This window comes from Microbacterium terrisoli (assembly GCF_030866805.1).
Lineage (GTDB): Bacteria > Actinomycetota > Actinomycetes > Actinomycetales > Microbacteriaceae > Microbacterium > Microbacterium terrisoli.
Genome location: NZ_CP133019.1, coordinates 908939 through 922575, shown reverse-complemented (window position 1 = coordinate 922575; position 13637 = coordinate 908939). Strand labels below are relative to the sequence as shown.

General features: G+C 67.9%; 11 protein-coding genes. 9 read left to right on the top strand and 2 right to left on the bottom strand.

Annotation, left to right across the window (positions count from 1 at the left end; all coding sequences use genetic code 11):
- Positions 1-76 precede the first annotated feature (76 nt).
- Genes QU603_RS03850 through QU603_RS03830 form a run of 5 tightly spaced genes read left to right on the top strand, consistent with a single transcriptional unit; the run spans position 77 to position 4770 of the window.
- A complete protein-coding gene (locus tag QU603_RS03850; protein ID WP_308493170.1) occupies positions 77-859 on the top strand; it encodes an ABC transporter ATP-binding protein in 783 nt (260 codons plus the stop codon).
- On the top strand, positions 846-1556 hold the full coding sequence (locus QU603_RS03845; protein ID WP_308493169.1) for an ABC transporter ATP-binding protein: 711 nt from the start codon (positions 846-848) through the stop codon (positions 1554-1556). The genes QU603_RS03850 and QU603_RS03845 overlap by 14 nt, the downstream gene beginning before the upstream one ends.
- 3 nt (positions 1557-1559) lie before the next feature.
- A complete protein-coding gene (locus tag QU603_RS03840; protein WP_308493168.1) occupies positions 1560-2441 on the top strand; it encodes a branched-chain amino acid ABC transporter permease in 882 nt (293 codons plus the stop codon).
- Complete coding sequence (locus QU603_RS03835) at positions 2441-3511, top strand: branched-chain amino acid ABC transporter permease (RefSeq protein WP_308493167.1); 1071 nt, start codon at positions 2441-2443, stop codon at positions 3509-3511. The genes QU603_RS03840 and QU603_RS03835 overlap by 1 nt, the downstream gene beginning before the upstream one ends.
- Before the next feature lie 2 nt (positions 3512-3513).
- Positions 3514-4770: an ABC transporter substrate-binding protein gene (locus tag QU603_RS03830; protein WP_308493166.1), complete on the top strand. Its 1257-nt coding sequence runs from the start codon at positions 3514-3516 to the stop codon at positions 4768-4770.
- Between the two features lie 77 nt (positions 4771-4847).
- On the opposite strand, the gene QU603_RS03825 is transcribed toward QU603_RS03830, so the two are convergent.
- A complete protein-coding gene (locus QU603_RS03825) occupies positions 4848-5492 on the bottom strand; it encodes a GntR family transcriptional regulator (RefSeq protein WP_308493165.1) in 645 nt (214 codons plus the stop codon).
- A gap of 225 nt (positions 5493-5717) precedes the next feature.
- Here QU603_RS03825 and QU603_RS03820 point away from each other — a divergent pair, with 225 nt between their 5' ends.
- From QU603_RS03820 to QU603_RS03805, 4 genes are all read left to right on the top strand, one after another.
- Positions 5718-7214 (top strand): aldehyde dehydrogenase family protein, encoded by a 1497-nt coding sequence (locus QU603_RS03820; RefSeq protein WP_308493164.1) that lies wholly within the window; start codon positions 5718-5720, stop codon positions 7212-7214.
- A 180-nt stretch (positions 7215-7394) separates the two neighbouring features.
- A complete protein-coding gene (locus tag QU603_RS03815; RefSeq protein ID WP_308493163.1) occupies positions 7395-7607 on the top strand; it encodes an AsnC family protein in 213 nt (70 codons plus the stop codon).
- Between the two features lie 63 nt (positions 7608-7670).
- Positions 7671-9746, top strand: coding sequence for an ABC transporter ATP-binding protein (locus QU603_RS03810; protein ID WP_370655324.1), 2076 nt, complete (start codon positions 7671-7673; stop codon positions 9744-9746).
- A 75-nt stretch (positions 9747-9821) separates the two neighbouring features.
- The gene (locus QU603_RS03805) at positions 9822-11648 is read left to right on the top strand and encodes a molybdopterin-dependent oxidoreductase (RefSeq protein ID WP_308493162.1); all 1827 of its coding nucleotides are present in this window, start codon (positions 9822-9824) and stop codon (positions 11646-11648) included.
- Between the two features lie 102 nt (positions 11649-11750).
- Here the strand turns inward: QU603_RS03805 and QU603_RS03800 are convergent, their stop codons facing one another.
- Entirely contained in the window at positions 11751-13532 is a 1782-nt protein-coding gene (locus QU603_RS03800; RefSeq protein ID WP_308493934.1) for a phosphoenolpyruvate carboxykinase (GTP), read from the bottom strand.
- Positions 13533-13637: the final 105 nt, after the last annotated feature.

The following is a 13637-nucleotide window of genomic DNA, read 5'->3' as shown; positions in this document are numbered from 1 at the left end:
GCGTGAATCCGTAGCGTCCCGTCCAAGGACGCCAGGCACGCGTCTGCGAAGAAGCGACGAATCGGAAAGGCGGGCAATGGGAGCTCGACTGACCCTGGGGGATGTCAGCCTGCACTTCGGCGGCGTCTCCGTCCTCGACAAGGTGGGATTCGACGTGGAGCCCCGACAGATCTTCGGGTTGGTCGGACCCAACGGCGCCGGCAAGACGTCACTGTTCAACTGCATCAGCGGGCACTACCGCCCCAGCAGTGGATCCATCATGATCGACGGCGAAGAAGTGCGCGGCTCACGCCCCGCGACGCTGGCCCGACACGGTCTGGCCCGCACCTTCCAGCACCCGGCACTGCAGCTGAACCAGACCGTGCTGCAGAACGTCATGCTGGGCGCGCACACCCGACTGCCCGGCGGCCCGCTGGAGTGGGCGCTGCACCTGCCGCACACCGCCCGCGCCGAACGCGCACTGCGCGAGGAAGCGCGTGAGCTGCTCGAGCGCAACGGCTTGGGCTGGGCGACCGACGTCCGTGCCGACGAGCTCTCGCACGGCCTGCACAAGGGCATCGAGCTGTGCCGGGCACTGCTGATGCGCCCCACCCTTCTGCTGCTGGACGAACCGGCCGCGGGACTGCCGCACAACGAGGTGGAGCAGCTCATCGCCTCGGTGCGCCGCATCCGGGACGAAGACGACATCACCGTCATCATCGTCGAGCACAACATGGGACTGATCGCCGCGCTGACCGACCGTGTGGTCGTGCTCGACCACGGCCGCAAGCTCATGGAGGGCACCGCCGCCCAGGCGCAGGCCGACCCGCGCGTCATCGAGGCCTACATCGGAAAGGACGCCGCCGATGCCGCTGCTTGAGCTCGAATCGGTCACGGCGTTCTACGGCCCCGTCCAGGTGCTGGACGGAGTGTCGCTGACCGTTCCCGACGGTGGCGCCGTCGGGATCCTGGGTGCCAACGGCGCCGGCAAGACGACGACGCTGCGCTCCATCAGCGGCACCGTGCGCGCCGCCGGGAAGATCACCTTCGAGGACAAGAACATCCGGGGTCTCGGGCCCGACAAGGTCGCCGCCCTCGGCATCGCGCACGTACCCGAGGGCCGGGGCACGCTCGGGGACCTCAGCGTCCGTGAGAACCTTCGCGTCGGCGCGTATCTGCGCAAAGACCGCAAGGCCATCGCCCACGACATCGACTACTGCCTCGATCTGTTCCCGCAACTGCAGAACCGGATCCGCTCGACCGGCTCGGCCTTGTCCGGCGGTGAGCAGCAGATGCTCGCCATCGGCCGGGCGATCATGGCAAAGCCTCGGCTCATGCTGCTGGATGAGGCATCCCTGGGTCTTGCCCCCGGCACGGCGAAGACCGTCTACGAGGCCATCGGGCGACTGCGCCGGGAATCCGGCATCGCCATGGTCGTGGTCGAGCAGAACGCCAACCTTGCCTTCACCCTCGTCGAGTCGGCGACCGTCCTGGAGACCGGCCGCAACGCGCTGTCCGGCACGACGGCCGAGCTCAAGGGCATGGACGAGATCCGACGCGCATATCTGGGAGGGTGACCGGTGGGGACGTTCGTTCAGCTCTTCGTCGACGGGTTGTCGACAGGATCGATCTATGCAGCCCTGGCGCTGGCCTTGGTGCTCGTGAATCAATCGACGGGCATGGTCAACTTCGCGCAGGGCGGCATGGCCGTGCTGTCGGCATACATCGCCTGGTGGCTGACGACCCTGGGCGTGCCGCTGATCGTCGCGATCCTGATCTCGGTCGCCGCCTCGTTCGTCATGGGCGCGCTGATCGAGCGCTATCTCATGCGCCGCTTCGAGCGCGGTGACCCCGATACCGCGATCGTGGTCACCATCGGCCTGCTCACGCTGATCACGGGACTGTGCGGCTGGCTGTGGACGTACAACAACAAGCAGTTCGCGTCGCTGTTCTCGCTGGACACGGTCCCGTTCCTGGGTGCGTCGATCAGCCTGCGATCGATCGGAACCTTCGCGGTGATCCTGGTGATGATGCTGCTGCTGCAGGCGCTGTTCCTGGGAACGAAGCTCGGGCTCGCGCTGCGTGCGGTCGCCATCAACCCGCAGTCGGCGGCCTTCTCGGGCCTGCCCGTGGGGCGACTGCTCATGATCGGCTGGGGCCTGGCCGCCGTGCTGGGCGCCGTCGCCGGGGCGCTCGTGGCACCGCAGCTGACGCTGACTCCGGGGATGATGGACAACGCTCTGGTCTACGCGCTGGCCGCGGTGATCCTGGGCGGACTGTCCAGCCCGTTCGGGGTCGTGATCGCCGCATGGCTCATCGGCGTGCTGGAGAATCTGGCGGCCGTGTATGTGCCGTTCATCGGCTACGACCTCAAGGTGGCCGTGCCGTTCATCCTCATCTTCGTCGTGCTCGTCGTGCGACCGCAAGGGCTGTTCGGCCGGAAATCGGTGGTGCGTGTCTGATGTCTGTCACCTCGTTCATGCGCACCCCGTGGGTCCGGTGGGTCGCGGTCGCCGTCGTGGTCGTCCTCCTCGCGGTCATGCCGCTGGTACTGCCCGAGTTCGCGAACCAGACGATCGCGCGCATCGGCGTGTTCGCCGTGGCCGTGCTCGGACTGAACGTGCTCATGGGCTACACCGGGCAGGTCTCGCTCGGCCAGATCTTCTTCGTCGGGCTGGGCGCCTACGTCACCGCGTACGGCGTCACCCACGAGTGGAACATCCTCATCACATTCCTGCTGTCGTTCCTGATCCCCGCGATCGTCGGGCTGATCATCGCCCTCGCCGCCGCCCGACTGGGGGGCCTCGCGATCGCGATGATCACGCTGGCGCTGCCGATCGTCGGGGTGCCGCTGGCCAAGCGGCTGGGGGAGATCACCGGCGGATCGCAAGGACTGTCGGCGCGGTTCAGCGGCGCCCCCGAGTGGGCTCAGGCGGTCCCCGTCTATGACGACCAGTGGCAGCTGTACGTGGTCCTTCTCATCACCGCGATCGTCTTCCTGCTCACCCGCAACCTCGTCCGCGGGCGCTACGGCCGTGCGTTCGCGATCGTGAAGGGCAATGAGTCCGTCGCCTCCTCGATGGGGATCTCGCCCTACTGGTACAAGGTCATCGCCTTCACCGTGGCATCCCTCATCGGCGGCGTCGCGGGATTCCTGTACATGGTCGTCATCCAGTACACCTCCCCCGAGACGATGAGCTTCGGGCACTCCATCACCCTGCTGGCCTCCATGGTCATCGGCGGCGCGGCCAGCATCGTCGGGTCGCTCATCGGCGGCGCGTACTACGTACTCGTCCCGCAGCTGACCAACATCGTGGACCCGAACTCGACCGCGCTGCTGCAGGGCGCCATCCTCCTCATCGTCCTGTTCGTCCTGCCCGGCGGCATCGTGTCGCTGCCGCGCGTCATCCATCGACTGCTCAGCCGCGGACGCGGCGGCGCAGGACGAGCGCAACAGACCACTCCGATCGCGGAACCGAACCCGGCCGCGGCATCGGAGGGAACCACAACAGAGAGGCAAGATCAGGCATGAACATGCGCAGAACAGCCCGGAACACCCTCGGCGCCGTCGCCGTGGCATCCGTCGTCGCGCTCGCACTCGCCGGCTGCGCCCGCGGCGGTGGGGGCGACAACGGCGATGGCAATACGGCGACAGCCAGCCCGGGCATCACAGACACGACACTGACCATCGGCATCACCACGCCGCTCAGCGGCGCTACGGCCGGACCCGGAACCTGCACCGTCGCAGGCGCGAAGGCCTACTTCGGCGCCAAGAACGCCGCCGGCGGCATCAAGTTCGGCGACGGCAAGACGCGCGAGATCAAGATCGACGCGCTCGATGACGGCTACGACCCGCAGAAGGCCAAGGCGAACTACGACCAGCTGAAGGACAAGGTCTTCGCCATGGGCATCGGACTGGGCACCCCGACCAACCGTGCATGGCGCGAGGCCGCCATCGCCGACAAGGTGCCGCAGGTGCTGGTGGAGACCGGTGACCCGATCTTCAGCAACAAGGCGGACAGCCCGTGGCAGCTCGGCTTCGTCCCCACCTACATGAACGAGGGTGAGGCGTTCGGCAAGCTCCTGGCCGCGTCGGGTGCGAACCACAAGGTCGCGGTGCTCTCCCAGAACGACGACTACGGCGAGGGCTACGTCGAAGGCTTCAAGAAGGGCATCGAGGGTGCGTCGAACATCACGATCACCAAAGAGCTCACCTACGAGGCCACCGACACATCGGTCGATGCGCAGCTGACCGAGCTGGCCGCCACCGACGCCGACGTCTTCTTCAACGCGATGTCGATCACCCCGCTGGTGATCTCGGCATTGCAGAAGGCCCAGCAGCTGAACTGGAAGCCCAGCTGGTTCCTGCCCTCGAACACCTCGAGCCCGAAGGCGATCCTGGAGCCGGGCAAGGCAACGGCCTTCCCGGGGATCTACTCGGTGGCCTTCTCGAAGGCGGTCGCAAGCCCCGCATACGCCGACGACGAGGACGTGAAGACGTTCCTGTCCGACCTCAAGCAGTACGGCGACTACCAGGACGTCCCGGCGTTCCCGCACTGCCTGTGGAGCTACATCAGCGGCGCGACGCTGGAGCAGGCGTTCGGCAAGATGACCGAACCGACCCGTGCGAACTTCATGGAGGCGCTGCGCTCGATCTCCGACTTCACGGCGCCGCTCATGCTGGAAGGCACGTCGGTGAACACGACCGAGGACGGCCAGCCTGCCGTCTCCAGCGTGGTCGTGCAGAAGTACAACGGCAAGGGGTACGACACGGTCCAGTCCTTCGGCTGATCGTGCGGTGGAAGGCCCGGCCGGGTTCTCCCGGCCGGGCCTTTCGCTGTCCCCTGTCGGGGCCGCAGCACGCGGGTTCAGTCCATCGAGCGCAGCAGCTCGGCGATGCCGGCCAGATGCACGCGCGTCGCACTCTCGGCGCCGGCCGGGTCGCGCGCCAGGATGGCGTCGATGATCGCGATGTGCTCGGGGGCGGATGTCTCGGCCCGGCCGGGCACGAATGCGAGCCGGAACTGGTGTCGTGCCGACTGCGCCCGCAGCCGCTCGAGAAGCTGCGTGGCCGTCGCCTGTCCCGCGATCTCGCGGATGCGGTGATCGAGCTCCTGGTTCGCGCGCGAGTACTCGACGAGATCGCGCGTGCCCGCCGCCGCCTCGATACGCGAGCGCAGCGCGCGCAGCACCGCCTCGTCGTCTGCCGTCAGGTTCTGCGCCGCCTTGCGTGCCACGAGCGACTCGAGCTCCATGCGCACCTCGACGATCTCGACGGCCTCCTCGACCGTGATCGCCCGCACGCGCGCACCACGGTTGGGCAGACGCTCGACCAGACCTTCGTTGGTGAGATTCAGCAGCGCCGTGCGCACCGAGGCGCGGGATGCCCCGTACCGTTCGCTGAGGTCGGCTTCGATGAGCCGCTGCTGCGGAGCGAACTCCGCGCTCTGGATCGCCTCGCGCAGACGTTGCGTCAGCTCGGGTCCTGCGAGCTGGTCCGTCGTCGTTGACACTCCGCCTCCCCATGGAGCCGCACTGGCCGGCCCCCTTCTCGACCGCACCGCGGCCGCGCTCTAGAGGATAGCGCGCGCCACCGGTTGGCGACGAGATTCGTGATGATTTTGTCGTGAGTATTGCATCCAACGCGAGGTTGAGGCACCCTGGAGCCAGGGCGCGATGACGCGCTGTCGTGCGGCCCGCCGACCCGAGTGCGGGTGCGAGGAGATAGGGGCAAAGAAATGTCCGAGACGACGACGTCCGCTGCGGTGCGGACGGGACTGTACATCGGCGGGGTTGAACGCTTCACCGACGAGGTGCTCGAAGTGGCCGACCCCGGCAAGCCGGGTGTCATCGTGGGCGAGGCGGCATCCGCCTCGAAGGAGGACATCGCCGACGCGGTGGCTGCGGCGAAAGCCGCGTACCCGGCGTGGTCCGCGCTGGGCGCGACCGCGCGAGCGGCCGCGATGGCCGACGCGATCGCCGGAGTCGGTGACGATCGAGACGAAGACGCCGCGATCCTGTCGCAGGAGAACGGCAAGATCCGGCTGGAGGCATGGATCGACGCGCTCGTGTTCGAGCTGCGCTGGAACCTCACGCTGCAGGTGGCCGACCAGGTCGAGACCACCTCGACGCTGCCGGCGATCCCGGGCGCCGTTCCCGTGAACACGCAGGTCGGCTACCAGTCACTGGGCGTCGTGTCGCTGATCGTGCCGTTCAACTGGCCGATCGCGATCCTGGGTGCGTCGCTGCCGAACGCTCTGCTGGCCGGCAACTCGGTCATCGTCAAGGTGCCGCCGACAACCCCGCTGGCCATCACCCGCGTCGTGCAGCGGGTGGCCGAGAAGCTGCCCACCGGCGTGCTGAACGTCGTCAGCGGCAAAGACGAGAACATGTCGGGGCTCGTCCAGAACCCCGACGTCGCGAAGGTGTCGTTCACCGGCAGCGTGAACGGCGGCAAGCGCATGATGCAGATGGGTGCGACGACCCTCACGCGTGTGACGCTCGAACTCGGCGGCAACGACCCGGCGGTGTTCCTCTCCGATGCGATCATCGACGATGAGCACCTCGACCGCCTGTACGCGGCGATCTTCGACACCACCGGTCAGATCTGCATGAGCGCGAAGCGGGTCTTCGTGCATCGGTCACGCCTGGACGAGGTCGTCAACGGTCTTGCCGCACGGTGCGAGAAGGCGGTGCTCGGCTACGGGCTGGACGAGGGCACGACGATGGGCCCGCTGAACTCGCCGGCGCAGAAGGCGTTCGTCGACGAGATCATCGAAGAGGCCAAGGATGCCGGTGCCGACGTCCGCGAATTCGGCGAGCTGCCCGGCGGCGACCTGGCCGGCGGCAACTTCGTGCGGCCGACGCTCGTGATCGACCCGGCCCTGTCGCTGCGCGTGGTGACGCAGGAGCAGTTCGGTCCAGTCATCCCGATCATCCCGTTCGACGACGAAGACGAGGCAGTGCGCCTGGCCAACGACACCTGGGCCGGCCTGTGCGGATCGGTGTGGACAGCCTCGACCGAGGCCGCCCGGCGCGTGGGCTCGCAGCTGGTCTGCGGCTACGTGTGGGTGAACGACCACGGCGCGACGCGTCTGGACCTGCGCGCCCCGTTCGGCGGCATGAAGGGCTCGGGCTTCGGCCGCGAGCAGGGCATCGAAGGCGTCCGGGACTTCCAGGACACCCGCTCGATCGCTTTCCTCGACGCGGACGCTCTGGCGGCCATGCCGCACTGACCCACCGACGCTGCTCGCCGACCCGACGACGGGCAGAATGCTGAAACCGGGGATCCTTCCCGCACCCGGGGCACCGCCCCGTCGTGCAGAGGGTCCCCGGTTTCGGCGTTCCTGCGTCTCCCGAGACGCATCTGTCAACTCAGATTGACGATTGGGCGTACGTCAACTAAGGTTGACGTCATGAGCGATCAGATCCCCACCGCCCTGGGCACCGATGACCGCGACGAACCGCTCGTCGCCTTGCGTCGGCTGCAGGCCGCGCGCGCCGAGATCGCGCGCGCCGAGGCGGAGCAAGTGCGTCGTGCGCGGGCTCAGAAATACTCGTGGCTCGCGATTGCCGATGCGCTCGGAGTGTCCAAACAGGCTGCGCATAAGAAATACGGAAGAAGATAGTCCGGGCGCCTTGCGCGTCGAGCCACCCCCTCCCCCTCCCCCACGTCGTCAAGGAGACCCACCGTGTCCGCCACCGCCGCGCCGTCCCGCCCCGCGCAGTCCGCGCCTGCACCGGCCCGCCGATCGCTGTTCCACCGGCGCAAGGATGACGGTCCGCGCGCAAGCCTGGGGCAGCTGCTGCCCTACATCTTCGAGCACCGGGGTGTCATCACCGTCGTCATCGTGCTCAGCGTGATCGGCGCCGTCGCGAGCCTGGCGCAGCCGCTGATCGTCGGCCAGGTGATCACCCGCGTGCAATCGCACGATCCGCTGGGCTCGCTGATCTGGCTCCTGGTCGTGCTGGTGGTCGTGGCATCCCTCGTCTCGGGCTACCAGCACTACCTGCTGCAGCGCACCGGCACCGCCGTCGTGTATTCGAGCCGACGGCGCCTGATCGCCCGCATCCTGCACCTGCCGATCAGCGAGTTCGATGCCCGGCGCACCGGCGACCTGGTCTCGCGGGTGGGCACCGACACGACCCTGCTGTATGCGGTGCTCACACAGGGGCTGGCGGATGCCGTGGGCAACGCGCTCATCTTCCTCGGGGCGCTCATCGCCATGGCGATCATCGACCCCGTCCTGCTCGCGCTGATCGTCGTGGTCATCGGAGCCTCGGTGGGCGTGGTCGGGGCTCTCAGCGGACGGATCCGCCGCGAGACGCGCATGCAGCAGGAGAAGGTGGGCGAGCTCGCCTCGGGCGTGGAGCGGGCCGTCGGCTCGATCCGCACGATCCGCGCCGCCGGCGCCGCCGAGCGCGAGGAGCAGTCGATCACGACCATCGCCGCAGAGACCTACACGGTCGGCGTGCGCATCGCGAAGGCCTCGGCGCTCATCGTGCCGATCGCCGGGATCGCGCTGCAGGTCTCGCTGCTGGTGGTGCTGGGCGTGGGCGGATTCCGCGTCGCATCGGGGGCGATCTCGATCGCCGCGCTGGTGACGTTCGTGATGTTCCTGTTCATGCTCATCCAGCCTCTGGGCACGTTCTTCGGCGCGATCATGTCGGTCAACCAGGCGCTGGGCGCCCTCGGCCGCATCCAGGAAGTGCTCGACCTGCCTGTCGAGACGGCGGACGACGCCGCGATCGCCGCGCGAGTCGCCGCATCCTCGCCCGCACCCTCGCTGTCATCCTCGCTTCACGCGAGGGGATATCACGAAACGAGGACCGATCGCGGCGAAACCACCCTCGCGTCGTCCGATCCCCTCGCTTCGCGCGAGGATCCGGCATCCACCCCCGCCATCGAATTCCGCGACGTGCGGTTCGCCTATCCCGCCGCGGCGGTCGACGCGCGACGTAAGACCGAGTCCGAGGCGCTCGCACTGCTCGAATCGGCCCGCGTGGACACGTCGGCGATGGAACTGCCCGACGATGACACCGCCGACGATGACACCGCCGACGGTGCCGCTGACGCACGAGAGCGCGCAGATGTGCTGCACGGCATCTCGTTCACCGTGCCGCGCGGTGCACGCGTGGCGCTGGTCGGCCCGTCGGGGGCGGGCAAGTCCACGACGCTGGCCCTCATCGAGCGGTTCTACGACCCGACCGACGGCGCGATCCTGCTGGGCGGTCAGGATGTGCGCACGCTGGACCGTGCGACACTGCGCGCGCAGCTCGGGTATGTGGAGCAGGACGCCCCCACTCTGGCCGGCTCCATCGCCGACAACCTGCGGCTGGCCTCGCCCGAGGCCACCGACGCCGACTGCGAGCGCGTGCTGCGCGCCGTGAACCTCACCGAGGTGCTCGAGCGCAACCCGCTCGGGCTGGAGGCCCCGGTCGGCGAGGCGGGCGTCATGCTCTCGGGCGGCGAGCGCCAGCGCCTGGCGATCGCGCGGGCGCTGCTGGCCGCTCCCCCGGTGCTGCTGCTGGATGAATCGACCTCGTCTCTGGACGGCTTGAACGAGCAGCGCATGCGCGAGGCCATCGATGCGGTGGCCACCGGCCGCACCCTCATCGTCATCGCGCACCGCCTGTCGACAGTGGTGGATTCCGACCACATCGTCGTGATGGATCACGGGCGCGTCGTCGGGACCGGAACACACTCCGAGCTCGTGGCATCCACCCCGCTGTACCGAGACCTGGCCAAGCACCAGCTGCTGGTGTGACAGGCCGCTTCAGTGCCACCTCCGAAAGTTTGTATAAAGCTTGTGAAAATCAGGCGGCTCTCCTAGCCTGAGACCGTGGACCGCACTGAGTCACCCTCCGAGCCGGCACCCGAGCCGACACCCGATACCACGCGAGCGTCTCAGACGCCCGACGACGAAGCCATCACTCCCGGCGCCCTGCATGATCTTCGGGAGCAGTTGAAACTGCCCGAAGACACCATCGACACGCACACGTGGGCGGGATCCATCCCGGATGCCCGTGGCACCGCGCCCCACGTGCGCGTCGGACGCGACAAATGGTTCAACCTGATGTGGTTGATACCCCTGGGGTTCGCAGCGCTGGTCGCCGCGATCGCCATCGCCCAGGGACTGCGCGAGGTGCCGGCCGTGCAGCAGTTCATGCACACCTACCCCGGCACCGTCTTCCCGCCGGATGCCGAGCAGAACGCCGGGTTCCCGGCGTGGGTGGGCTGGCAGCACTTCTTGAACATGTTCTTCATGATCTTCATCATCCGTTCGGGTGTGCAGATCCTGACCGACCACCCGCGCCTGTACTGGACCCGGCACTCCACCCCGGGCAAGGAATGGTTCCGCTTCCAGAAGCCGGTGCCCGACGACCCGCTGTGGACCGCGAAACAGGACTCCGTGAACGTCCCCAGCTGGATCGGCCTGCCGGGCCTGCGTCACTCCATCGGCCTCGCCCGGTGGTGGCACCTGGGCATCGACACCCTGTGGCTGGCCAACGGCATCGTGTTCGTCGTGCTGCTGTTCTCGACCGGACAGTGGAAGCGCGTCATCCCCACCAGCTGGGATGTGTTCCCCAACGCCGTGTCGGTGGCGATCCAGTACGCGTCGCTGAACTGGCCCACCGAGCACGGCTGGGTCGCCTACAACAGCCTGCAGCTGCTGGCGTACTTCATCACGATCTTCATCGCCGCCCCGCTCGCGCTGATCACCGGCCTGGGCATGTCGCCGGCGCTGTCGACCCGCATGCGCTGGATCAGCTCCCGCTTCAGCATCCAGGCGGCGCGGTCGCTGCACTTCCTGGTGCTGTGCTGGTTCCTTCTGTTCATCGTGGTGCACGTCACGCTCGTGTTCACGACCGGCGCACTGGAGAACCTCAACCACATGTACGCCGGGCGCAATGACCGGACCTGGGTCGGGTTCTGGATCTTCGCCGCGTCCCTCGTGGTGATCATCGTCGGCTGGGTTGCGGCATCCCCCCTCACGCTGCGCAAGCCGCGCCTGATCCAGCGCGTCGGCTACGCCCTCATCGGACCCGCCCAGCGTCTGTTCGAGCACGTGGACGCGAAGCCCGGCCAGTACACCGAGAAGGACATCTCGCCGTATCTGTGGCACAACGGCAAGTACCCCGAGACCGACGAGTACCGTGCACTGTTCGAGAACGACTTCGCCGACTACCGACTGCGCATCGGCGGGCTCGTCGACAACCCCGTCGAGCTGAGCCTGTCCGAGCTGCGCGCGCTGCCGCACCACGAGCAGATCACCCAGCACTTCTGCATCCAGGGGTGGTCGGGCGTGGCCAAATGGGGCGGCGTGTCGATGTCGACGATCCTCGAGTTGGTCAAACCCCAGGCCGACGCGAAGTGGGTCGTGTTCTATTCGCTCGGCGACGGGCCCGACGGCGGCACATACTACGACGCGCATCCTCTCGCACAGATGAGCTATCCGCTGACGATGCTCGCCTACGACATGAACGACGAGCCGCTCTCGTACGGCCACGGCGCCCCGCTGCGGTTGCGCAACGAGGTGCAGCTGGGGTTCAAGCTCGTCAAGTGGATTCGCGGCATCGAATTCGTCTCCGACTTCGCCGAACTCGGCGGCGGTTACGGCGGCTACAACGAAGACCACGAGTTCTTCGGCTACCGCCAGTCGATCTGACCGCCCGGTCGCGAGCACACACGTAAACGACGAGCGCACATCGAACTTGCGTCGGTTCGATGTGCGCTCGTCGAGATCATATGATCTCGTCACGCCGGAGGGTCAGGATGCCACGGCCTGCCGCAGGCGGTAGCGCAGCGCCGCCAGCTCGGCCTGCAGCGCCGCGGGGATCTTGCCGTCGAACGTTGCGAAGTACTCCTCGGTGAGGTCGGCCTCCTGCTGCCAGGTCGCCGGGTCCACCGCGAACAGCTCGCGCAGGTCGTCGTCCGAGATCTCCAGGCCCTCGAGGTTCAGGTCCTCCGTGTGCGGCAGCCGGCCGATGGGGCTCTCGACGGCGCCGATCTCCCCGTTGATGCGACGGATGATCCAGTCGATCACACGCGAGTTGTCGCCGAAGCCCGGCCACAGGAACCGGCCGTCGGCGCCCTTGCGGAACCAGTTGACCTGGAAGATGCGCGGCGCCTTGTCGAAGCGCATGGCCTGGCCGACCTTGAGCCAGTGCCCGAAGTAGTCGGCCATGTTGTAGCCGCAGAACGGCAGCATCGCGAACGGGTCGCGGCGCAGCTCGCCGACGGTGCCCTCGGCGGCCGCGGTGCGCTCGCTGGAGATGTTCGCACCCAGGAACACGCCGTGCGTCCAGTCGGTGGCCTCGACCACGAGCGGGACGTTCGTGGCGCGGCGTCCGCCGAACAGGATGACATCCAGCGGCACCGCCTCTTCCCAGTCGGGGGCGATCTGCGGGCACTGCGCCGCGCTGACCGTGAAGCGCGAGTTCGGGTGCGCCGCGGGCCGGCCCGACTCGGGGGTCCACGGGTTGCCCTGCCAGTCGATCAGGTCGGCGGGTGCCTGGTCGGTCAGACCCTCCCACCACACGTCGCCGTCGGGGCGCAGCGCCACGTTGGTGAAGATCGTGTTGCCCCACAGCGTCTCGACCGCCGTGACGTTGGTGGATTCGCCGGTGCCAGGAGCGACGCCGAAGAAGCCGGCCTCGGGGTTGATGGCCCACAGCCGTCCGTCCTCGCCGGGACGCAGCCAGGCGATGTCGTCACCGAGCGTCTCGACCCGCCAACCCGGGATCGTCGGACGCAGCATCGCCAGGTTCGTCTTTCCGCAGGCCGAGGGGAACGCGGCCGCCACGTGGTAGGCCCTGCCGGTCGGGTCGATGACGCGGATCAGCAGCATGTGCTCGGCCAGCCACCCCTCGTTGCGGCCGATCACCGAGGCGATGCGCAGTGCGAAGCACTTCTTGGCGAGGATCGCGTTGCCGCCGTAGCCCGAGCCGTAGGAGTAGACCTCGAGCGTGTCGGGGAAGTGCACGATGTACTTCTCGTCGCTGCACGGCCACACCACATCCTGCTCACCCGGCCCCAGGGGGGCGCCGACCGAGTGCACGGTCTTCACCCACGGGGCGCCCTGGGCGATCAGTTCGGTGACCGCGTCACCGACACGGGTCATGATGCTGACGGATGCCACGGCGTAGGCGCTGTCGGTGACCTGCACGCCGATGTGCGAGAGCGGCCCGCCCACGGCGCCCATCGAGAACGGGATGACGTACATCGTGCGGCCGCGCATCGAACCGGCGAAGATGTCGTCCATGGTCCGGTGCATCTCGGCCGGATCGGCCCAGTTGTTCGTGGGTCCGGCATCTTGTTCGCGGGCAGAGCAGATGAACGTGCGCGCTTCGGTGCGGGCGACATCCTTGGGGTCCGAGCGGGCCAGGTACGAGCCGGGACGCCACTCGGGATTCAGCTTGATCAGCTTTCCCTCATCGACCATCTCGCGCAGGATCGCGTCGTTCTCGGCACGCGAGCCGTCGATCCAGTGAATGCGGTCAGGGCGGGTGAGGGCGGCGATCTCGTCGACCCAGTCGACGAGCGCCTTCATGCCGGGGCCGTCGTACTCGGGTCGAGCACCGAAATCCTGCTCGGCGCGCAGGCGGTGAAGACCTGCTGCCGGTGCGTGGTGGGCGATCGATTCGGCCAGGGCCAT

Excerpts from the sequence above, each read along its gene's own strand:
- QU603_RS03850 (WP_308493170.1), top strand. The coding sequence starts at position 77 with ATGGGAGCTCGACTGACCCTGGGGGATGTCAGCCTGCACTTCGGCGGC.
- QU603_RS03845 (WP_308493169.1), top strand. The coding sequence starts at position 846 with ATGCCGCTGCTTGAGCTCGAATCGGTCACGGCGTTCTACGGCCCCGTC.
- QU603_RS03835 (WP_308493167.1), top strand. The coding sequence starts at position 2,441 with ATGTCTGTCACCTCGTTCATGCGCACCCCGTGGGTCCGGTGGGTCGCG.
- QU603_RS03830 (WP_308493166.1), top strand. The coding sequence starts at position 3,514 with ATGCGCAGAACAGCCCGGAACACCCTCGGCGCCGTCGCCGTGGCATCC.
- QU603_RS03820 (WP_308493164.1), top strand. The coding sequence starts at position 5,718 with ATGTCCGAGACGACGACGTCCGCTGCGGTGCGGACGGGACTGTACATC.
- QU603_RS03815 (WP_308493163.1), top strand. The coding sequence starts at position 7,395 with ATGAGCGATCAGATCCCCACCGCCCTGGGCACCGATGACCGCGACGAA.
- QU603_RS03800 (WP_308493934.1), bottom strand. The coding sequence starts at position 13,532 with ATGAAGGCGCTCGTCGACTGGGTCGACGAGATCGCCGCCCTCACCCGC.